Source organism: Curtobacterium sp. Leaf261, assembly GCF_001422205.1.
Classification (GTDB): Bacteria; Actinomycetota; Actinomycetes; order Actinomycetales; family Microbacteriaceae; genus Curtobacterium.
The window spans coordinates 161,451-182,444 of record NZ_LMMJ01000007.1; the positions used below are offsets into that span (position 1 = coordinate 161,451).

Consider the following 20,994-nt stretch of genomic DNA (forward strand, 5'->3'; position numbering starts at 1 on the left):
CCCGGGACGCCAGAGGCCGCTACAGTCGGTCGCACGTCGACTCGTCCAGACTCAGCCCCTCTCGCAGAAGTAAGTGCCTCATGATCGAACGAAGTAGCCGCGGTGTCTGAGCTCAGCGCGCGCGTCCTCGAGCTGATCGCGTCCGGGCAGGCGACGAGCCGCACGGAGATCGCCACGCTGCTCGGTGCGGCGCCGTCGACCGTGTCACTGACGGTCGGGCAGCTCATCGAGCGCGGCATCGTCGCGGAGCAGGGCACCACCGCCTCGACCGGTGGTCGTCCCCGCAAGGCGCTCCGGCTCGGGGGCGTCGACGAGTACGCCGTCGCGGCCGACGTCGGCGGTGGGCACGTCCGCATCGGGATCGTCCTGCCGGGCGGCGGGCTCAGTGACGTCGCGAACGTGCCGTTCTCGATGGACGACGGCCCCGTCGCCGGCCTCGAGCGGCTCGCTGGTCTGATGGAGGGCCTCGTCGAGGCACGCGGTCGCGGGGCGCTCCGCGGCGTCGGGGTCAGCCTGCCCGGTCCCGTCGACGTCGAGGCGGGGATCGTGGACCTGCCGAGCCGGATGCCGGGCTGGAACGGGTTCGAGGTCGCCGCGTGGTTGACCGAACGGTTCGGTGTCCCGACGGCGATCGACAACGACGCGAACTGCATGGCCGTCGGCGAGCAGGCCGTCCAGCCCGCGGAGCGCCGCCAGGCGATCATGGTGAAGGCGGGGTCGGCGATCGGTGCGGGGATCATCGCCGACGGCCGCCTGTACCGCGGCGCGACCGGGGCGGCCGGCGACATCACGCACGTGCGGATCGACGCCGCCGGCGACATCCCGTGCTCGTGCGGGAACACCGGGTGTCTCGAGACCATCGCGTCCGGGGCGGCGCTCGTCCGGATCCTGGGCGAGGCCGGCGTGACGATCACCGACGACGGCGAGGTCCGGGCGGTCGAGACCACCAACGACGTCGTCCGGCTCGCGTCCGACGCACACCCGGCGGCCACGCGGGCCGTCCGCCGAGCCGGCAAGTACCTCGGCGAGGTCCTCTCCGCGAACGTGAACTTCTTCAACCCCGACGCGGTCTACCTCGGCGGCATCCTCTCGACGCTCGAGCCGTTCGTCGCCGCGGTCCGGAGCCAGCTCTACGAGGGCTGCCACCCGCTCGTCACGCAGCACCTGGCGATCGAGCGGGCGTCGCTCGGGGCGGACGCCGGGCTCGTCGGAGCGGGGCAGTTCGCCCTGCAGCGCGCGCTCTCGGCCACGCTCGACGCCATCACCACCACCGCAACCACCCCCACCATCCGGAGGAACCGTGTCCACTGATCCCGCGACGTCGTCCACCGTCCGCCGCCCCGTGATCGCGATCGCGGGGCTCGGCATCGAGTCCTCGACGTTCTCCCCGGCCCGGACGGACGCTCCGGCGTTCCACCCGCTGCGCGGCGACGAGGTCATCGAGCGCTACCCCTTCACGCAGCCGGGGTCCGAGCTCCGCGAGGCCGCCGACTGGCGCGGTGCACTCGTCGGCAAGTCGCTGCCGGGTGGGATCGTCACGCGGGCTGCCTTCGACGAGCTCGCGGAGGAACTGCTCGCGCGGCTGGCCGACATCGTCGCGACCACCCCGGTCGACGCGCTCTGGTACGACATCCACGGCGCGATGACGGTCGAGGGACTCGACGACGCCGAGGCGCTCCTCCTCGCGCGGATCCGTGCCGTGACCGGGGCGGACGTGCTCGTCGGGACGACGATGGACCTGCACGGGAACGTCTCGCGGGAGCTCGCGCACATGTCGGACCTCATCACCTGCTACCGGATGGCGCCGCACGAGGACGCCTGGGACACGAAGGAGCGCGGTGTCCGGAACCTGCTCGCGCTGCTCGCGGCGCAGCCCGCACCGGGCGAGGCCTCGTCCGCCACTGCCTCCGGCACCGCGTCTGCCACTGCGGACACCGCGGAACGGACGGGAGGCACGGCTGGCGCTGGCAGCGTCGGCCTCCGTCGTCCGGTCAAGGCGTGGATCCCCGTGCCCGTGCTGCTCCCCGGGGAGCAGACGTCCACGCGCATCGAACCGGCGAAGCACATCTACGCGGCCGTGCCCGGCGTCGAGGCCACGGACGGGGTGATCGACGCCGCGATCTGGGTCGGGTACGCCTGGGCCGACGAGCCACGGAACCGTGCCGTGGTCGTGGTCACCGGCTGGGACGAGGCCGCCGTGGCCGCCGGCGCCGAACGGCTCGCGCGCTCGATCTGGGACGCGCGCGACGAGTTCCGGTTCGTCGCGCCGACCGGCTCCTTCGACGAGTGCCTCGACGCCGCGCTCGCGTCCGATGCCCGCCCGTACTTCATCTCCGACTCCGGCGACAACCCGACGGCGGGCGGCGCAGGGGACATGACCTGGGGGCTCACCGAGCTCCTCGCCCGCCCCGAGTTCCGGTCTGCCGACGGCCCCACCGTGGTCTACGCCAGCGTCCCCGGTCCGCGGGCGATCACCACGGCCGTCGCCGCGGGGGTCGGGGCGACCGTCACGGTGACGGCGGGGGCCGAGGTCGACGATCGGCACGCCGGACCGCTCACCATGACCGGGCGGGTCCACGCGATCCGGCACGGGGACGCCGACGCCGTGACCGAGGTCGTCCTGCAGGTCGGGAGCGTGTTCGCGATCCTCACCGAGCTGCGGAAGCCGTACCACCACGAGCACGACTTCACGGACCTCGACCTCGACCCCCGATCGGCGGACATCGTCATCGTCAAGATCGGGTACCTCGAGCCGGAGCTGTTCGACATGTCCGCCGACTGGATGCTCGGGCTCACCCCCGGCGGCGTCGACCAGGACCTCGTCCGCCTCGGACACGAGCGCATCCGCCGGCCGATGTTCCCGTTCGACCGCTCGTTCGAGCACGAGCCCGACCTGTCCGCGCGGATCATCCCCGCGTCCGACCAGCCCCTGACCGGAGCCGACGATTGAGCACGGCCGACACCACACCGCCGTCCGCACACGACACCGCTCCCGAGCACGGTGCGGTGTCCGGAGGGCGGTGTCTGGCGCTCGAGATCGCCGTCGTCTCCACCGCCGGCGCCGTCATCGCACGCGACGGAGGGGCCGACCGGATCGAGCTCTGCGCCGCACTCGAGCTCGGCGGGGTCACCCCGTCGCAGGGGCTCGTCGAGGCCGCCGTCGCGACCGGCATCCCGGTGCACGCACTCGTCCGGTCGCGGCCGGGCGACTTCCACTACGACGACGACGACATCGACACGATGCTGCGCGAGGTCCGATCCATCGCGGCAGCGGGTGTCGCCGGCGTCGTGGTGGGCGCGCTCCGTCTCGACGGCACGCTCGACGAGACGGTCATCGGGCGGTTCGTGGACGTCGCTCGACAGACCGCGCCCGGCATCGAGGTCACGGTGCACCGGGCCATCGACCGCACGGCCGACCCCGTCGTCGCCGCCGGGACGCTCCCCCGGCTCGGCGTCACCCGCGTCCTGACCTCGGGCGGCGCACCCGTCGCCCCGGCGGGGATCGACACACTCGCGCGGATGGTGCTCGCGGCCGAGGGCGTGCAGGTCCAGGCGGGTGGGGGTGTCTCACCCGAGGACGTCGGCGCGCTCGCTGCGACGGGTCTCGCGGCCGTACACCTGTCCGCGAAGCGCCGGGCTCCGGTCCGCCCGACGACGACCAGGGCGGGCCGGGTCCCGATGGGCGCGCAGGACGACGTGCACTCCGTGACGGACCCGTCGGTGGTCGCGGCAGCCCGCCGGGCGGTGGACGCCCTGCGGTAGCCGAGCCGTCCCTCCAGGCCGATCACGGTCTCGATCCCGATCACGGTCCCGATCCCGATCTCGATCCCGGTCCCGGTCCCGGTCCCGGTCCCGGTCCCGGTCCCGGGCCACGTTCTGGTCCCGCCGAGGCGGCGCACGTGCGCCACTTCGGCACTCGATGCGTCACGAACGTGACTTCCCGGCCAGCCGACCGACAGGATGGACCCCATGAGCGTCATGATCTCCCCGTTCGATGCCCGCGCCACCCGCACGAGCGAGAAGTTCACCGCCTTCCCGCCCGAGGTCCTGCCGATGTTCGTGGCGGAGATGGACTGCACGCTCGCCGAGCCGGTGCGGGATGCGATGGTCCGGGCCGTGCAGGCGAGTGACACGGGCTACCTCGGGCGGACGCGCGAACTCCCGGACGCCTACGCCGACTTCGCCGAGCGTCGCTGGGGATGGCACGTCGAGCCCGACCTCGTCCGGACGACCACCGACGTCTCCGTCGCGATCGTGGAGACGCTCCGGCAGGTGACGACTCCCGGCGACCAGGTCGTGATCATGCCGCCGGTCTACCCGCCGTTCTGGGACCTCGTCATCGAGGCCGCCTGCACCCCGACCGAGGTCCCGCTCGTCCGACCGGCGGACCCCGCCGACCCCTTCGAGACCTCGGCGCTCTGGTCGATCGACCTCGACGGTGTCCGCGCCGCGTTCGAGACCGGTGCCCGCACGGTCCTCCTCTGCAACCCGCACAACCCGCTCGGCCTCGTGCACACCGCGGAGTCGCTCGCCGCACTCGCCCGGCTCGCGGCGGAGTTCGACGCCGTCGTGGTGAGCGACGAGATCCACGCGCCGCTCGTGCACGCCGACGCTGTGTTCACGCCGTTCCTGGCCGCATGTCCGGAAGCGGCTGCGGTCGGCGTCGCGGTCACGTCGGCGAGCAAGGCGTGGAACATCGCCGGGACGAAGTGCGCGCTGATGATCGGTGGGAGCGAACGGGCCGGGGGCTGGTTCGACGCCATGTCGCACGAGGTCGTCGCACGTACGAGCATCCTCGGGTACGTGGCGAGCGTGGCGGCGTTCCGCGAGGGCGAGCCCTGGCTCGAGACCCTGCTCGGCGAGCTCCAGGGCAACCGTCGGCTGCTCGCAGAGCTCCTGCCCGAGGCGCTCCCCGGGGTCGGCTACCGGCAGCCGCAGGCGTCGTACCTGGCGTGGCTCGACCTCCGCGCGCTGCCCTGGGGCGACGACCCCGCCGGGCCGATCCTCGACGCGGCGGGGGTCGCGCTCGGGCACGGCCCCGACTTCGGGACGCAGGGAGCGGGGCACGTGCGGTTCAACTTCGGGTGCTCGGAGGAGACCCTCCGTGAGGCACTCGACCGACTCGCCGGAGCGCTCGGCACCCGGTGAGCCGCGCGCTCGGCACCCGGTGAGCCGCGCGCTCGGCGCCAGGTGAGCCGCGCGCTCAGGCCGCGCTGACCCGACGTGCGCGACGGTGCTCGCGCCATGCTCGCCACGCGCCGGTGGCCCACAGTGCCCAGAGCACGAGGATCGGCTGGAACACCAGCCGCACCGCCCGGGCTGTGTCCGAGCTCAGCCCGAACGTGCTCCGGTGGTCGACGAGCTGCGCGATGTTCCCCGGGAAGATCACGACGAAGAACAGTGCCACGAGCCAGCCGACGACGTTCCGGGCCGGCCGCTTCCACACGAGCACGAGCGCCAGCCCGAGGACGAGCTCGGCGATGCCGGAGAGCACCACGACCGTGTCGACGGGGAGCGGCACCCACGGCGGCACCTGGGCGCGGAACGACTCCCGTCCGACGGTGAGGTGCACCGTCCCGGTGAAGAGCAGGACGGCGCCGAGGAGCGCCTGCCCGATGGTGCGGAGGATCTCGAAGCGCGACACAGGCTGCATTCGGAGCACCGTACCCGGATGACGGGTCCCCCTCACAGCGCATACTCATTGTGCACAACTCAGTTGTGTGCAATCGTTGGGCCATGGCAACCGAGAGCAGTCCCGTCGACGAGATGGTCTGCTTCTCGCTCTACGCGGCCTCCCGCGCCACGACCCAGGCGTACCGCGCACTACTCGCCCCCTGGAACCTGACGTACCCGCAGTACCTGGTGCTCGTGCTGCTCTGGTCGGACGGTCCGTTGACGGTCGGCACGCTCGGCGACCGCCTCGACCTGGACTCCGGCACGCTCTCCCCGCTCCTCCGCCGGATGGACGAGGCCGGGATCGTCACCAGGACCCGGAGCATCGAGGACGAGCGCGTCGTCACGGTCGACGTCACGGACCACGGGCGCACCCTCCGCGCGGAGCTCGCGCACGTGCCCGCGTGCATCGCCGGAGGGACCCAGCTCGGGTCCCTCGACGAGGCACGCGAGCTCATCGACACCCTGCACCGCCTCACGGCGGGGATGCAGGCGACCACCGCCGACGCACGCTAGCCGCGCCTCCAGTCCGTCCTGATCCCGGACTGGAGGCGCGGTGCCAGCGCGCGCCGACGCTCACGGACCGCAGGTCCGCACCACCGAAAGGAACACCGCATGGACGTCCTCTACACGGCAGAAGCGCTCTCCACCGGCGAGGGCCGCAACGGCCACGTCGCCACGAGCGACGGAACGCTCGACCTCGACATGGCGATCCCGAAGGACATGGGCGGCTCCGGCAACGGCGCGAACCCCGAGCAGCTGTTCGCCGCCGGCTACGCCGCGTGCTTCCACTCCGCGCTGCAGGGCGTCGCCCGCTCGCAGAAGGTCAAGGTCACCGACTCGTCCGTCGGCGGACGCGTCCAGATCGGCCCGAACGGCGAGGGTGGCTTCCAGCTCGCGGTGCTCCTCGAGGTCGTCATCCCCGGCATGGAGCACGACCAGGCGCAGGCCCTCGCCGACGCGGCACACAAGGTCTGCCCCTACTCGAACGCCACGCGGGGCAACATCGAGGTCACGGTCACCGTCTCCGAGGACTGACCCGTCCTCCTCCGGAAAACACCGAGTTGGCCGGTTCTCGCAGAGCAATGTCTCTGCGAGAACCGGCCAACGTCGCGTTTTGCGGAAGGAACAGGGCTACTCGAACCGCTGCCACTCCGGCTTGTTGTCGTAGGTCCAGCGGTAGTAGTCGCCGAGCGTGAGCCGGGATGCGGCCGCCTCGTCGACCACGACCGTCGCGTGCTCGTGCAGCTGCAGGGCCGACCCGGGGAGCATCGCGCTGAGCGGACCCTCGACCGCGCCGGCGATGGCGGCCGCCTTCGCCTCGCCCTGGGCGACGAGGACGAGGTTCCCCGCCTCGAGGATCGTGCCGAGGCCCTGGGTCATGCAGTGCGTCGGGACCTGGTCGATCGAGTCGAAGAACCGCGCGTTCGCCTGCCGGGTGTCCGGGGCGAGGGTCTTGATGCGGGTGCGCGAGGCGAACGACGACGTCGGCTCGTTGAACCCGATGTGTCCGTTCGCCCCGATGCCGAGGATCTGGACGTCGATGCCGCCCGCGGCGCGGATCGCGGCGTCGTACTCCTTGGCGGCGAACTCGATGTCGGTGGCACGACCGTCCGGCACGCGGACCCTGGACGGCTCGAACCCGAGCGGTTCGACGACGTCACGGGCGATGACGCTCGCGTAGCTCTCGGGATGGTCGAGCGGGATGCCGACGTACTCGTCGAGGGCGAAGCCGCGGGCCTCGGCGAAGGAGATCTCGCCGGCGCGGACGCGGCGTTCGAGATCCGTGTAGATGCCCTGGGGGCTCGAGCCGGTGGCCAGGCCGATGACGGCGCTGGGCTTCCGGGCGACGATGGAGGCGATCTTGGCCGCGGCGACACGGCCGACCTCGGCGGCGTTGGGCAGGATGATGATTTCCATGGCGATCCCCACCCTATTGCGGATCGGCTGGACTGGTCATGACCAGGTGGAGACTGGCGTGCGGCAGATCGGTACGGTGGAGGCATGGCCACCCCCGACTTCGTCCTGGCACTCCGCGAGCAGGTCGGGCACGATCTCCTCTGGCTGACCGGCGTGACGGCCGTCGTGACACGGGGCGAGGGCGGCGACCAGCAGCTCCTCGTCGTCCGGCGCGCGGACAACGGCGCCTGGACCCCCGTGACCGGCATCGTCGACCCCGGTGAGCAGCCCGCCGTCGCCGCCGAGCGCGAGGTCCTCGAGGAGGCCGGCGTCGTGGCGGTCGCCGAGCGCCTCGCGTGGGTGCAGACGATCCCGCCGATGCGCTACCCGAACGGCGACGAGGCGCAGTACATGGACCTCGTCTTCCGCTGCCGGTGGGTGAGCGGGGACCCGCACCCGGCCGACGGCGAGAACACCGAGGCCGAGTGGCGGACGGTGTCCGGCCTCCCGGCCATGTCCGACAACATGCGGATGCGCGTCGAGGTGGCGCTCAGCGACGAGTCGTCGGCACGCTTCGAGCGCTGACCCGCGCCCACCCCTCTGGCGTCCGCTCGATCGCACCGTCGGCGGCGAAGGCGTCGAGCCAGCCGCCCATCGGCCACTCCCCCCACCGACCGGCGAAGACCGCGCCGTTCCGCAGGATGTCGTCGAGGTGCTGCCAGGGCGGGGAGGACGTCGGGTGGTGCTGGTGGTAGGCGTCCGCCCCACCGACCCAGACGAGCGGCACACCCTGCTCCCGGGCGGTGAAGGCGAAGTCGGTGTCCTCGCCGCCGTACCCCTCGTACGCCTCGTCGAACCCGCCGAGCGCGGTCCAGACCTCGGCCCGGACGGCGAACGACAACGACCAGAACAGCGGGTACTCGTGGTCGCCGCCGACGACGGTGGTCCCGGCCGCGGGCGCAGGACGCGCCGGATGCGGACGCGTCGCCTGGTCGAGCGTCTCACCACCGCCGAGTGCGAACCCGGCCGGGAGGTACGTCACCGGTCCGACGAGCAGCGCACCCGGGTGCGCGGTCGCGGCCCGCAGGTACATCGGGACGAGGCCCGGCCCGGGGACGCAGTCGGCGTCGAGGAACACCAGGACCGACGCCCCGAGGTCGATGGCGGCTGCGGCACCCGCGTTCCGCCCGGCGGCGAGACGCAGCCCGAGGGGTCCGGGTGGCGTCCGGACGACCATGGCGTCCGGGAAGGCGGGCGGCTCGGTGTCGTCGAGCCAGACCACGACACGCGCGGGCTCCTCGGGCCAACGCGAGAGCAGGCGCTGCTGCTCTCGCACGTGGTCGATCCGTGCGGCGGAGCAGAGGGTGATCACGACGGTGCCCGCTCCGGCAGGCCCGTGGCTGGTCACGATGCGACCTCGAGGATGACGTCCGCCGCACGACGCGCTGCACCCGCCGTGCCCCAGCGGTCCCACGCGGGCTCGAGCGCCCTGGCGCGCGCGAGGAGCTCCGGCCACGCCTCAGTCTCCGGCCACGCGTCGAGGACGACCGCGAGGCCGGCCGCGGCGAGTGCCCGCCCGGTCGCGACCTGCTCGTCGAACGGTCGTGCCTGCGGGATGACGACGGCGTGGGCACCCGCTGCCGCGAGGTCCGCGACACTGTTCTGCCCCGCGGCCGTCACCACGACCTCGGCGGTGCGGATGAGGTCCCACGGGTCCTCGCGCCAGGTGTCCGGGGTGCCGCCGATGGCCGCCCACGAGGTCTCGGGCGTCGCTGCGGCCGCATCGGCCAGGTGGTCCACGACGACCTGCGGTGCCCCGCCGTCCATCGGCGGCGGGACGACGGATCCGAGCACCACGATCCTCCCGGCCGTGTCGCCGAGGGTCGCGTCTGCGCGACCGTCGTGGCGGGAGATCCCGCCGACGTGGCGGACGCGGTCCGCGACCCGCTCGAGTGCGTCCGAGTCGTGCTGACCCGCCGGCCACGGCGCGATGATGCGGTCGGCCGCGTCGTACGCGAGCCGGTGCGGCAGGTCCGAGCGGTCGCCGGGCTGGGTCATCACGACCGTCGGCACGCCGAGCAGTCGGACGAAGAGCGTGACCTCGACCGAGACGTCGACGACGAACGCGGCGAGGTCACGGTCGGTGACGAGTGCGGCGATCGCGGCGAACCGCGCCCGGTGGCCCGGGTGCCCGAGCGGTGCCCAGTGGAGCAGGCCGTTCGCGGTCGGGGACGCGTCCTCGGGCAGGTGCACCGAGCCGTCGGCGTGCTCGACGGGCTCGTCGTCGCGCGGCAGGAGCGTCCAGGTCGTCCCGGGCGGGAGGACGCGCGGGGCCGGCATCGAGCTGACCACGGCGACGTCGGCGTCGAGGTGCTGCCGGATCGCGAGGAAGCGGGTCAGGTGTCCGGCCCCGTGGTGGTGGACGTACCAGCCGATCGTCGTCATGCCGTCGCCCGGGCACGGACGCCGGGGCGGATGCTCCTGGGGCGGTGCCGGTGGCCCGCGACGAGCCCGGCGTAGATCGCCTCGAGCCGCGCGCTCCGCTGGTCCAGGGAGAACCGGTCCACGGCGTCGCCTCGGATGTCCACACGCCGCCACGGTTCGGCCGCGACGGTGTCCGCGAGCGTGACGGCCGCGGTCGCCATCGCGCGGACGTCGCCCACCGGGACGAGCACCGCGCCGGTCGACGCACCGACGACCTCCGGGATGCCGCCGGTGTCGAAGCTCACGACGGGGGTCCCGGTCGCGAGCGCCTCGGCGATGACGAGTCCGAACGGCTCCTCCCACACTGGTGTGACGAGCGCGCAGGCGCTCCGGCCGACGAGCTCCTGCAGGGCGTGCTGCCCGAGGACGCCGACGTACTCCGCGTCGGGTCCGAGTCGGGGTTCCACGTGCTCGGCGAAGTACTCGGCATCGCCGATCCGCCCCGCGAGCACGATCCGCCGACCGGCTGCCGCAGCTGCCTCGAGCGCCAGGTGGGTGCCCTTCTCGGGGACGATCCGCCCGGTCCACACGAGGTCGGGGCCGCCGGACCCGAGCCGCCACGCGTCGGTGTCGATGCCGTTCGGCACGACCGTGGACTCGATCCCCTCGCGGCGCCACTCGGCCGCGGTGTGCTCCCCGACGGACAGGAACGCACTCCGCGGTTCGGCGGTGGCGGCGTGCGCCTCGAGCATGGACGGGAGGGCCGGCGTGTGCAGCGTCGACACCATGGGCACGCCGAGACGGTCGGCCCAGCCGAGTGGGAGCCCGTGGAGGCAGTGGTTGTCGACGATGTCGAACCGGTCCGCATGCTCGCGGACGTAGGCCAGCGCTCGGTCGAGCGCCGCGAACGCCACGTCCAGGTAGCCGGCCGGGTACGTGGTGTCCGTCGCCTCGGAGGGGTCGTCCCAGACGAGACCGGGGATCGTGAACTCGTCAGGGCCGCCGTCGAGGAAGTCGGACCCCTCGGTGGCGCAGAGCAGGACGTCGTGGCCGCGCGACCGGAGCGTCCGGACCTGGTTCCACACCGAGGACTCGAGGCCGCCGGCGTGCGGCTGGGCGATGGGGTAGCGGATGGGTGCGATGACCGCGATGCGGAGCGGGCGGACGGTCATGCGGTCGCCATCGCGGCGGCGTAGACGGCGCGGTGGGCGGCCTGGATCGCGCGGCGCTCGACCCGGCGCTCGGCGCGGCGGGCCGCGATCCGGTCGGCGCGGGCCGGGGAGCCGGGGCGGGTCGAGGAGCCGGCGCGGGCCGGGGAGCCGGGGCGGGCCGCGGTCTGCGCCTGTACCGTCGCCGTGGTCGCGCTCGTCGAGGCTCCCATGGCCGTGGCCTCGGTGATGGCGGCGGCGAGCGACTCGGCGTCTCCGCGGTCGAACGACCGGAAGGACCCCGGGTGCTGATCGGCAGCGTGCCCGACGCGCGGGCCGACGACCGGGACCCCGAGGTCGAAGCACAGCTCGACCCACCCGGAGTGCGTGCCGTGGCCGTAGGGCAGGAGCGCGACGTCGAGGTCGGCGATGGACCGGGCGAGGTCGGCGTCGGAGAGTCGGGGGCCCCGGACCAGCTCGAGGTCGGCGTCCTGGACATCGCTACTCGACCGTCCCACGAGGTCCGCCACGCGTGCCGCCGTCTCCGGGTCCCGGACGCGGTCGTTCAGGTGGATCCGACCCACCACGTCGGCGCCCCGCGCGCGCAGCAGTGCCACGGCGGCGAGCAGCGTCCGGGTGGCGACGACCGCGTCGATGTTCGGACGGAGGTCGCGGAGGTGCATCCCGACGACGATCCGCTCGGAGGGTGCGCCGACCGGGGCCGGACCGTCGAGCGGCAGGACGTTCGGGTGCGGGATCGTGGTCGGACGTCGACCCCAGCGGTCCTCGGTCTCGGCGGCTGCGGCGTCCGTCAGCGTGATGAGGGCATCGGCTGCCACGACGAGTCGTCGAACCTGCGCGAGGTGCGGCTCCTGGTCGGTCAGCTGGGGGTTCGTCAGGTCGTGCACGGTGTACACCAGCGGCTTCCGGAGCGCTGCGAGGGTCTCCACGACCCGCTCGACGTGCTCCGGCGGGAACGACTCGAGGCCGAAGTGCAGGTGCACGAGGTCGAAGTCGTCCGCGTGCGTCCGGAGCCACTCCGGATCGAACACGACCGGCGGCCACCACTGCCCGGGGGCGGCACCGACGGGCGGGACGTCGGCGAGACGCTCGACGGCGGGATCGCCCGCGTCGACCGACAGGTGCTGGACGTACGGGTGGCCGGACGGCACGGAGAGGACGCGGATCGGTGCGTGGATGGCCACGGGGTCGATGACGGGGGCCGGCTCGACCTCGATGCGGACGGTGTCTGCGGTCACTGGATGCACGGGGAGCCTCCTCGGCGGGATCGGGGGTGCCGGGCGACGGCGGGAACGGATGTGCCGGGCGACGGCTGTCCGGCGAGCCGGGCGACGGCGATCGGGTGAGCCGGGTGACTCGGCGGGCTCCGGTGACGGTCGGCGTCCTCGGGGAGCTGATGGCCGCACCGCGGCCACTCCGGACTGTAGACCTGCGGGATGCGGTCTCGCCCGTTCCATCCGCCTGGCGCATCCGGGGACCCCGCCCCGTCGCCGGTCGGGAACGCTCGGCCCCGGGCGTCCATGATGGGAGAGTCCAGGAGAGGAACCATGCACACCAGCGACGACGTCAGTCCCCGCACCCGTCACTACGGTCGGTTCTACGGCATCGACGAGCCCGCGAGCGACCTGGTCCCGGGGCTCGAGAGCGCCCGTGGCACGGAGAGCGCAGATGCCGACGTCGCGCTCGTCGTCGGCAACTGCCAGGCCGAGTCGCTGCGGATCGTCCTCGACGGAGCCGGCGTCCAGGGTGTCCGGATGCCCGCCGTGCACGAGCTCGTCGCCGCCGACCTCCCCCATCTCGACCGGTGGCTGGCGCAGGCGTCGATCCTCGTCACACAGCCGATCCATGACGACTACCACGGTCTGCCCATCGGCTCGCGGCAGCTCGCGGCCCGGACCCGTCCGGGGACCCGGGTGGTCACGGTGCCGGTCATCCGGTTCGCCGGCCTCTACCCGACGCACGCGATCGTCCGCCCACCGAGTGACCTGTCGCTCGTGCCACCGGTCGTCGAGTACCACGACCTCCGCACCCTCGCCGAGGCTGCGGACCGCGCGGCCGGACGTCCGGTGCGTCAGAGGTCGGAACCGAGCCCCGCTGCCGTCCGGGCCGTCGGAGCGCACTCCCTCCGCGAGCTCCGTCGCCGTGAGGAGGCACACGACGCCGTCGTCGTGTCCGACCTCTTCGAGCGCCCGTCGTTCGAGCAGATGCGGACCCTGAACCACCCCGGCAACCCGATCTGGTTCGCACTCGCCCGTCGGGTCCGCGAGCGGATCGGCCTCGATCCCAGCGTGACCGACCCCGGACGCCCCCTGCTCGACGCGGTGCACGCGCCCCGGACGGCCGCGGTGCTCGAGGCGTGGGGCATCGACGGCGAGCCGGACACCGCGTGGAGGGTCGGCGGGCACCCGATCCCCGACGAGGCGGTCCGGGAGGCGCACCTCGGCTGGTACGCGGACCACCCGGACGTGATCGCGGCCGGCCTGGCACGGCACCGGGACACGCTCGACCTGCTCGGGCTCTCGTGAGCGTCCCCGCACTCGTCGTCACGCCCGAGGACCACCACGGCGTGGCCGTCTACGCGCGGCAGGTCGCTGCGGAGGTCTCCCGCATCGCCGGCGTCGACGTCGCGACGCCGGTCGCCGTGCTCGACGGGCCGACCCCGCCGCCCAGGGCACACCTGCACTTCACGGACCGGCTCTGGGCCGCCAGTCCCGAGGAGGCCGCCGTCCGCATCGAGGCCATCGCCCGCCGCACCCGGCTCACCGTCACCCTGCACGACCTGCCGCAGCCCTCGGACGGTGCGCGGAACCTGGGCAGGCGGAGCGCCTGCTACGCCAGGGTCGTGACGGCGTCGCACGGCGTCGTGGTGAACAGCGAGCACGAGGCGGCGCTCCTCGCCGAACACACCCTGACGACGGCCGCGTCCGGGCCAGTGCCCGTCGTCGCGATCCCCCTGCCGGTCACACCGGGGGCGATGGTCGTGGCGCGTCCGGAGCCGGAGCCCGAGGTCGCGGTCCTCGGCTTCTTCTACCCGGGCAAGGGCCACGCCGAGGTCGTCGAGGCCGTCGAGCGGTTCCACCTCGACCCGGCGCGGTCGAGTACCCACGACGTCGGTGTCCTCGTGCTCGGCCGGTCCTCGCCCGGCCACGAGGACGAGCTCGCGGCCCTCGTCGCCGATGCCGGACGCCGCGGCGTCCGGGTCACCGTCACCGGGTGGCTCGACGACGCGGAGATGCTCGACCGGTGCCGACGCGTCGCCGTGCCGGTCGCAGCGCACCGTCACGTGTCCGCCTCCGGCTCGATCGCCACCTGGATCGCGGCCGGACGACGGCCTCTGGTGCCCACCACGCGGTACTCCGCCGAGATGGCGGCGCTCCGCCCGGGCACCGTCACGCTCATGCCCGCCGGCGACGCGCCCGAGGCTGACTCCGCCGGCCTCGCCGCCGCGATCGCCGCCGCCCTCGGGGACCCCGCGTCGACCTGGATCGCGGACGACGCCGTCACGGCACCGGACCTGCACGACACCGCGCTCGCGCACCTCCGCTGGTTCGCGACCCTCGAGGACGGGATCCCGACGCTCGAGGACGGGGGCGCACCGTGACCGCCCCGTTCGGCCGCGCCGTCCCGGGCAACCGCTGGGACCTCCTCGACGGCGAGCAACCCACCACCCTGCCGACGGTGTCGGTCATCGTGCCGTACTTCCGCCAGCAGCGCGAGCTCGACCGCACCCTGGCCGCCCTCGCCCGGCAGTCGTACCCCGCCGATCTGCTCGAGGTCGTGGTGGTCGACGACGGCTCCCCCAAGACGCCGACGGTCCCGGACGGTGTCGTCCTCGTCCGTCAGGAGGACCTCGGCTTCCGCCTCGCCGCGGCACGCAACCTCGGCATCCGGTCCTCGCACGGCGACGTGCTCTGCTTCCTCGACGCCGACACCGCCCCCGAACCGGAGTACGTCGCCCGGCTCACGCGGCTCGTCGCGCTCGTGCCGGAGGCCGTCACGGTCGGGCGCCGACGGCACGCGGACTTCACCGGGGCGTCGGTCACCGAGCCGGTGGAGGTCGCCGGTCCCGCGGGGCAGCTCCCGGAGCCGAGCTGGCTGCAGAACGCCTACGACCGCTCGCACGACCTGCTCGATTCCGACGACCGCTCCTACCGCTACGTCATCGGGGCGGTCATCGCGTGCAGCCGCTGGTTCGTCGAGCAGGTCGGCGGCTTCGACGAGCGCTTCCGCGAGTACGGCGGCGAGGACTGGGAGTGGGCGCACCGGGCATGGGTCGGCGGCGCGGTGTTCGCGCACGTGCCGGATGCCGTCGCGTGGCACGACGGCCCCGAGTGGTCGGGGCGGAGCGACGACGACCCCGGGCGTCGCGTCACCAAGAACGCCGAGACCCTCGCCCTGGCGGACGCGATCCCCGTCCGTGAGTCGCGCGGACGGGCGATCCGGAGCGTCGCGGACGACGTCGTGGTGCGACTGCTGTCCGCGGGCTCGGACGCGCGGGCCTACGTCTGCGTCGACACGGTGCTCCGCGCGCTGCCGACGGCCCGTGTCGTCGTGCCGGACGAGGTCGCCCCGGTGTTCGCCGCGGACCAGCGCGTCATCGGCTCGGCGGACCACGACCGGTCGGTGGAGAACGCCCGGCTCCCGCCACGGGTGACGGTCACGATCGAGCGGCCGGTCCGGATCGACGAACCCGGTGACCTCGTGGAAGCCGTCGACACCGTGGGGCTCGGCACGCTCGGCAGCGTGCACTTCGACGACGTCGAGGGCGCGGCGCTCGTCCGGGTGGTGTCGAACCGGGCCGGACGACGGCGAGCCCGCTGGACGGACGACGAGCTGTTCTCCACCCGTCGACAGCAGAGCGCCTGGCGCCCCCTCGACGAGGAGCCGGGGCTCGCGGCCTACCTCGGCGGCTGGGGCTGACGGGACCCGTCGCGACCATCTACCGGTCTGGAGGGACGGTGCCGGCCCGCACCGCGCCTCCCGTCCGACGTCCCGGTCTGGAGGGACGGTGCCAGCCCGCACCGCGCCTCCCCTCCGAGGTTCAGGACCGGGCGAGCGGCTCGGCCGCGACCGGCACGCCGACGAGCCGCACCGCGACCTCGTCGCCCGCGCTCAGCCGGTGCCCGACGTCGTGCTGCACCGCCACGATCGTGTCGTCGTCGAGGCGCACCGTGGTCCGGCGGACCGACCCCAGGAAGCTCGACGCGACGACGGTCCCCTGCAGGCCGCCGTCATCGCTGAACGCCATGTCCTCCGGACGGACGAACGCCACGACCGGTCCGCCCGCGAGCGTCCGGTCGAGGCACGCGAGCCGGAACCCGTAGGTGAACACGTCGCCGTCACGCAGGTCGCCGTTGAGCCGGTTCGAGTGCCCGACGAACCCGGCCGTGAACGGCGTCGACGGCGTCAGGTACAGCTCCTCGGGCGTCCCGATCTGCTCGATGCCACCCGCGTTCATCACGGCGACCCGGTCGGAGACGGCGAGTGCCTCCTCCTGGTCGTGCGTGACGAACACCGTCGTGATCCCGAGCTCGGTCTGGATGCGGCGGATCTCATCGCGGAGCGTGACGCGCACCTTGGCGTCGAGCGCGGAGAGCGGCTCGTCGAGGAGCAGCACACGGGGGCGGGTGACGAGCGCCCGCGCGAGTGCCACGCGCTGCTGCTGCCCGCCCGAGAGCTGGTGCGGGTAGCGGTCGGCGAACTCCCCGAGGTGCACCATGTCGAGCGCCTCGACGACCCGCGTCTTCCGGTCGGCTGCGGGGACCCGCCGCATCTCGAGGCCGAAGGCGACGTTCTGGCGGACGGTCATGTGCGGGAACAGCGAGTACTGCTGGAACACCATCCCCATGTCACGCTTGTCGACCGCGACGGACGAGACGTCCTCGCCGTCGATGCGGATCGCGCCGCCGTCGATCGGTTCGAGGCCGGCGAGCGCGCGGAGTGCCGTCGTCTTGCCGCACCCGGACGGGCCGAGCAGCGACACGAACTCTCCGGGCTCGATGCGGAGCGACAGGCCGGTGAGCGCGCGGGAGCCACCGTAGGACTTGACGACGCCCTCGAGCTCGACGAGCGCACCGCCGGAGGCGAGCGAGGACGGGGCGTGTGGTGCGGTGATGGTCATGCTGGGTCCTTCCGGGAGGAGCTGGTGGCACCGACGGCGCCGGGGCGTGCGGCGACGACGCGGGCTCGGCGGGAGCCCGGGCGTGCTCCACCCACCCGTCCGATGACGACGAGGAGCACGAACCCGAAGACGAGCGCCGCGACCGAGAAGATCGCCGCCACGTACGGATCGGTCTGCTGCACGAGCACGAGTGCGGTCTGGAACGTCGTCCGCGACAGGAAGGACGCGAGCGTGTACTCGCCGAGCACGACCGTCACGGTGAGGAAGCACGCCGAGAGGATGCCCCGGCGGAGGTTCGGCAGGAGCACCCGCCGGACGACGGAGCCCCACCCGGCGCCGAGCGACCTGGCCGCCTCGGTGAGGAGCACCATGTCGACGGCGGCGATGTTCGCGGCGATCGGACGGAACGCGAACGGCAGCGAGATGATCCCGACGGCGAACGCCAGGGTCCACGCGTCACTGCCGAACAGCCGGGCGACGACCCCGTAGACCGGCACGAAACCGACGACGAGCACGACGGTCGGGATCGTGATCGGCAGGATGCAGACGAACTCGACGACCCGGCGGAGACGCGGGTACCGGAGCGCCGTGAGGATCTGGGCCGGCAGCAGCACGAGCAGCACGATCGCGACGGTGATGGCCGCGATGACCAGCGAGTTCCGGAGACCCTCGAAGAGCGGTTCGTAGGTGGCCCGGTTGACCGGGTCCCCGAGCGCCGCGTAGTGCGTCAGCGAGAGACCGCCGGAGGTGCCGTTCCGGAAGGTGAACTGGACGAGCGCCAGGATCGGGACCGCGAACACGAGGCCGACGACGACGAGGATCACGGTGCTGGTGGTCCTCGAGGGTGCCGCGCCGAACCCGCTCATCGCTGCCACCGCGATGCGCGTCGCTGCAGGGCCGAGTACGCGACCATGACGACCGCCATCACGACGACCATGCCGAGTGCGAGGACCCCGGCGACGTTCTGCACGCCGACGACCGTCTCGCTCGTGAGCTGCTGTCGGATGGTCAGTGGGACGATGCCGCCCTGCGCGATGAGCGCCGCAGCCGTCGCGAAGGACGAGAACGCGTTCGCGAACAGCAGGAGGAGGGATCCCCAGAACGCCGGGGCGAGCACCGGGACGCCGACCCGCCGCCAGTAGGTCGTGCGCGAGGCGCCGAGCGTCGCGGCGGCCTCACCCCACTGCGGCTTCAGCCCCTCGACCGCCGGCATGAACGTCAGGACCATGAGCGGGACCTGGAAGTAGAGGTAGGGGATCACGAGGCCGGGGACCTGGTACAGGATCGGCCCGCCGCCGTTGATGTCCCAGCCGAACGTGTCGCGGAGCCAGACGCTGACGAGCCCCTGGATGCCGATCGTCGCGATGAACGCGAACGCGAGCATCACCCCGCCGAACTGGGCGAGGACGCTCGACGCGGCGTCGATCATCGAACGGACGAGGCCGTCGGGCCGGAGCGCGAGGAGCGCCACGCACACGACGGCACCGATCAGGGCACCGAGCACCGCCGAGACCGCCGACAGCCCGAACGACCCGGCGAACGCGCCGAGGATCTCCGGGTTGCCGAACGCGGCGAGGTTCGCGAGCGTCAGCGTCCCGGAGTCCGTGAAGAACCCGCTCGCGACGGCGAGCACCGCCGGGATCGCCAGGAAGAGGAGGACGTAGACCGCGAAGGGGGTCAGACCGACCCACGCGATGCCGCGGCGCCGGGGACGTGCCCCGGCGCCGCGGCCCGTGGTGGTCTGGCCCTCCGCGGCGCGACGCTGCCGGACCACGCCCTTGCGGGGCGGTGCGACGGTCACGGGTGCGGATGCCATGGTGCGATCAGCCGACCGTCGACGCCCACTTGCCCGACAGGACCGTGGCGGCGTCGGCCGCCTGCTCCGTCGAGAGCTGCACGAAGTCGCTCGGCGCCTTGCCGACCTTGGCGAGGACGCTCTTGTCGACGGTCCCGGCCTTCTCCATCGCCGCGAGGGTCGACGGGTACGCACCGGATGCCAGGTAGAGGTTCTGCACGTCGGGCGTGTAGAGGTACTCCTCCCACAGGCGGGCGGCCGCCGGGTGCGGCGCGTCCACGCTGATCGCCTGGTTGTAGTAGCTGCCGAGCGCGGTGCCCTTCGGGACGACCGTCTTCCAGTTCGCGTTGCCGGCCGAACCGCCCGCGGAGCCCCAGGCGAGGTTGTTGTAGGACCACTGCACGACGACGGGGGTCTCACCGGAGTTGACGGTCGCCTGCGTCGGCAGGACGTTCAGCATGTTGCCCGCGGACTTCAGCTTGCCGAAGTAGTCGACGCCGGGCTCGATGTCCTTCGCCGAACCGCCGTTCTCGAGGGCGGCGAGGTACACGGCACTCGCGGCCTCGTTCGCCTGTGTCGGGTCGCCCTTGATCGCGACCTTGCCCTTGTACTCGGAGCCGAGCAGGTCCTTGAGGCTCTTCGGCGCGGTCTTGATCACCGAGGAGTCGTAGCCGATCGACATGAGGCCGGAGTAGTCGTAGTACCACTTGCCGTCGGCGTCCTTGAAGTCCGTCGGGATGTCGTCCCAGTTCGCGACCTTGTACGGCGCGACGAGGTCGAGGTTGTCGCTCAGCACGGCGGTGCCCATGTCGAAGACGTCGGGAGCGGTGTCCTGCCCCTTCTGCGACTTGGCGGCGGACACCTCGTCCGCGCTCGACCCGTTCGGGTTCGCGGAGTTGATCGTGATGTCCGGGTACTTCTTCTCGAAGCCGGCGATGATCTTGCCGTAGTTGGCCCACGACGGCGGCAGCGTGATGACGTTCAACTGCCCCTCCTTGTTCGCGGCCTTCACGAGCGCGTCCATGCCACCGGCGGACTTCGCGCTGGTCGCGGTCCCCCAGTCGCCGGAGCCGGACGCGGAGTCGCTGGCGGAGGACGTGGCTGCGTTGCTCGTCGACGAGCAGCCGGCGAGGGCGGCGATCGCCGCGGCGGCCAGCGCGATGCCGGCGAGTGAGCGCTTGTGGAGCACGGGGTGGTGCCTTTCGTCAGGGTGGTGTCCGGGTCGGGTCCGGTGTCGTCAGGGCTCTGTCGTTCGGCCCTCGGGACATCGTGCGGTGGGCCGGTGTCCGCGCGGTGCCGCGATCGTGAATGGGAGGAGAACTCCCGGTGCGGCCAGCACTGTGGAGGACGAGGTCGGACCGCGCTACGGTGGCGGTCACTACGGGTGCGCCGCGAGCGGCTCCCGTCGACACGGCCTGGAGGCACGCATGCGGTTCACGACGACGGTCCTGCAGGCGCGGAAGACGGCGACCGGACTCCCGGTGCCGGAGTCCGTGCTCGACGAGCTCGGAGGCGGCCGCCGCCCGGCCGTCGTCGTCACGCTCGACGGCGGCTACACCTACCGCTCGACCGTCGGCGCGATGAACGGGCAGTTCCTCGTCCCGCTCTCCGCCGAGCACCGGGCGGCATCCGGCGTGGCCGCGGGCGATGAGGTGGAGGTCACCCTCGAGGTCGACACACTCCCGCGCGAACTCGCGGTGCCGGACGACCTCGCGACGGCCCTCGACGCCGCCGGGGTCCGGACCGCGTTCGACACGATGTCCCTCTCGCGACGGCGTGCGCTCGTCGACCCGGTCGCCCAGGCGAAGGCACCGGAGACCCGCCAGCGCCGGATCGACAAGGCCGTCGAGACCATGCGGGACGCGACCGCCTGAGGTCGGTCGGCGCGTACCGGACGGCAGCCGTGCCTCCCG

21 protein-coding genes are annotated in these 20,994 nt (G+C 72.9%); 11 read left to right on the top strand and 10 right to left on the bottom strand.

The window, feature by feature from the left end:
* Positions 1-102: 102 nt before the first annotated feature.
* The 4 genes from ASF23_RS06090 (at position 103) to ASF23_RS06105 (ending at position 5,148) form a co-directional block, all read left to right on the top strand.
* On the top strand, positions 103-1,311 hold the full coding sequence (locus ASF23_RS06090) for an ROK family transcriptional regulator (protein ID WP_055950635.1): 1,209 nt from the start codon (positions 103-105) through the stop codon (positions 1,309-1,311).
* Complete coding sequence (locus ASF23_RS06095; RefSeq protein ID WP_055950640.1) at positions 1,301-2,950, top strand: M81 family metallopeptidase; 1,650 nt, start codon at positions 1,301-1,303, stop codon at positions 2,948-2,950. The genes ASF23_RS06090 and ASF23_RS06095 overlap by 11 nt, the downstream gene beginning before the upstream one ends.
* A complete protein-coding gene (locus tag ASF23_RS06100; protein ID WP_326998994.1) occupies positions 2,947-3,762 on the top strand; it encodes a copper homeostasis protein CutC in 816 nt (271 codons plus the stop codon). Before ASF23_RS06095 ends, ASF23_RS06100 begins: the two co-directional genes overlap by 4 nt.
* Positions 3,763-3,969: 207 nt before the next feature.
* Positions 3,970-5,148, top strand: coding sequence for a MalY/PatB family protein (locus ASF23_RS06105; protein ID WP_055950643.1), 1,179 nt, complete (start codon positions 3,970-3,972; stop codon positions 5,146-5,148).
* A 55-nt stretch (positions 5,149-5,203) separates the two neighbouring features.
* Here the strand turns inward: ASF23_RS06105 and ASF23_RS06110 are convergent, their stop codons facing one another.
* A complete protein-coding gene (locus ASF23_RS06110) occupies positions 5,204-5,653 on the bottom strand; it encodes a DoxX family protein (RefSeq protein ID WP_055950646.1) in 450 nt (149 codons plus the stop codon).
* 83 nt (positions 5,654-5,736) lie between these two features.
* Here ASF23_RS06110 and ASF23_RS06115 point away from each other — a divergent pair, with 83 nt between their 5' ends.
* Together ASF23_RS06115 and ASF23_RS06120 are read left to right on the top strand one after the other, a co-directional pair.
* Complete coding sequence (locus ASF23_RS06115; RefSeq protein ID WP_235510797.1) at positions 5,737-6,189, top strand: MarR family winged helix-turn-helix transcriptional regulator; 453 nt, start codon at positions 5,737-5,739, stop codon at positions 6,187-6,189.
* A 99-nt stretch (positions 6,190-6,288) separates the two neighbouring features.
* Positions 6,289-6,711, top strand: coding sequence for an organic hydroperoxide resistance protein (locus ASF23_RS06120; RefSeq protein WP_055950651.1), 423 nt, complete (start codon positions 6,289-6,291; stop codon positions 6,709-6,711).
* Positions 6,712-6,807: 96 nt separating this feature from the next.
* On the opposite strand, the gene nagB is transcribed toward ASF23_RS06120, so the two are convergent.
* A complete protein-coding gene (nagB, locus tag ASF23_RS06125) occupies positions 6,808-7,593 on the bottom strand; it encodes a glucosamine-6-phosphate deaminase (RefSeq protein WP_055951539.1) in 786 nt (261 codons plus the stop codon).
* 84 nt (positions 7,594-7,677) lie between these two features.
* Between nagB and ASF23_RS06130 the strand changes: the two genes are divergently transcribed.
* Complete coding sequence (locus ASF23_RS06130) at positions 7,678-8,157, top strand: NUDIX hydrolase (RefSeq protein WP_055950654.1); 480 nt, start codon at positions 7,678-7,680, stop codon at positions 8,155-8,157.
* On the opposite strand, the gene ASF23_RS06135 is transcribed toward ASF23_RS06130, so the two are convergent.
* From ASF23_RS06135 to ASF23_RS06150, 4 genes are read right to left on the bottom strand one after another with little or no spacing between them, the layout of a single operon-like run.
* Positions 8,123-8,980, bottom strand: coding sequence for a glycosyltransferase family 2 protein (locus ASF23_RS06135; protein ID WP_055950657.1), 858 nt, complete (start codon positions 8,978-8,980; stop codon positions 8,123-8,125). The genes ASF23_RS06130 and ASF23_RS06135 overlap by 35 nt on opposite strands.
* Positions 8,977-10,017 (bottom strand): glycosyltransferase, encoded by a 1,041-nt coding sequence (locus ASF23_RS06140; RefSeq protein ID WP_055950660.1) that lies wholly within the window; start codon positions 10,015-10,017, stop codon positions 8,977-8,979. The genes ASF23_RS06135 and ASF23_RS06140 overlap by 4 nt, the downstream gene beginning before the upstream one ends.
* Positions 10,014-11,168 carry a glycosyltransferase gene (locus ASF23_RS06145; protein ID WP_082473876.1) on the bottom strand — a complete coding sequence of 385 codons (1,155 nt, stop codon included), beginning with the start codon at positions 11,166-11,168 and terminating at the stop codon, positions 10,014-10,016. The genes ASF23_RS06140 and ASF23_RS06145 overlap by 4 nt, the downstream gene beginning before the upstream one ends.
* Positions 11,165-12,412: a glycosyltransferase gene (locus tag ASF23_RS06150; protein ID WP_156364285.1), complete on the bottom strand. Its 1,248-nt coding sequence runs from the start codon at positions 12,410-12,412 to the stop codon at positions 11,165-11,167. Before ASF23_RS06150 ends, ASF23_RS06145 begins: the two co-directional genes overlap by 4 nt.
* Before the next feature lie 300 nt (positions 12,413-12,712).
* Between ASF23_RS06150 and ASF23_RS06155 the strand changes: the two genes are divergently transcribed.
* Genes ASF23_RS06155 through ASF23_RS06165 form a run of 3 tightly spaced genes read left to right on the top strand, consistent with a single transcriptional unit; the run spans position 12,713 to position 16,085 of the window.
* Entirely contained in the window at positions 12,713-13,690 is a 978-nt protein-coding gene (locus ASF23_RS06155; protein WP_055950666.1) for a WcbI family polysaccharide biosynthesis putative acetyltransferase, read from the top strand.
* Entirely contained in the window at positions 13,687-14,766 is a 1,080-nt protein-coding gene (locus ASF23_RS06160; RefSeq protein WP_055950669.1) for a hypothetical protein, read from the top strand. The genes ASF23_RS06155 and ASF23_RS06160 overlap by 4 nt, the downstream gene beginning before the upstream one ends.
* Positions 14,763-16,085, top strand: a complete 1,323-nt coding sequence (locus ASF23_RS06165; protein ID WP_055950672.1) for a glycosyltransferase family 2 protein — start codon at positions 14,763-14,765, stop codon at positions 16,083-16,085. Before ASF23_RS06160 ends, ASF23_RS06165 begins: the two co-directional genes overlap by 4 nt.
* A gap of 121 nt (positions 16,086-16,206) precedes the next feature.
* Here ASF23_RS06165 and ASF23_RS06170 read toward each other — a convergent pair whose 3' ends face one another.
* Genes ASF23_RS06170 through ASF23_RS06185 form a run of 4 tightly spaced genes read right to left on the bottom strand, consistent with a single transcriptional unit; the run spans position 16,207 to position 20,270 of the window.
* Positions 16,207-17,286: an ABC transporter ATP-binding protein gene (locus ASF23_RS06170; protein ID WP_055950675.1), complete on the bottom strand. Its 1,080-nt coding sequence runs from the start codon at positions 17,284-17,286 to the stop codon at positions 16,207-16,209.
* On the bottom strand, positions 17,283-18,152 hold the full coding sequence (locus ASF23_RS06175) for an ABC transporter permease (RefSeq protein WP_082473936.1): 870 nt from the start codon (positions 18,150-18,152) through the stop codon (positions 17,283-17,285). The genes ASF23_RS06170 and ASF23_RS06175 overlap by 4 nt, the downstream gene beginning before the upstream one ends.
* Positions 18,149-19,102, bottom strand: coding sequence for an ABC transporter permease (locus ASF23_RS06180; RefSeq protein WP_235510798.1), 954 nt, complete (start codon positions 19,100-19,102; stop codon positions 18,149-18,151). The genes ASF23_RS06175 and ASF23_RS06180 overlap by 4 nt, the downstream gene beginning before the upstream one ends.
* 7 nt (positions 19,103-19,109) lie before the next feature.
* The gene (locus ASF23_RS06185) at positions 19,110-20,270 is read right to left on the bottom strand and encodes an ABC transporter substrate-binding protein (protein WP_055950678.1); all 1,161 of its coding nucleotides are present in this window, start codon (positions 20,268-20,270) and stop codon (positions 19,110-19,112) included.
* A gap of 238 nt (positions 20,271-20,508) precedes the next feature.
* On the opposite strand from ASF23_RS06185, the gene ASF23_RS06190 reads away from it, so the two are divergent.
* Positions 20,509-20,955, top strand: a complete 447-nt coding sequence (locus ASF23_RS06190) for a YdeI/OmpD-associated family protein (protein ID WP_055951551.1) — start codon at positions 20,509-20,511, stop codon at positions 20,953-20,955.
* The last annotated feature ends 39 nt before the right edge of the window (positions 20,956-20,994 follow it).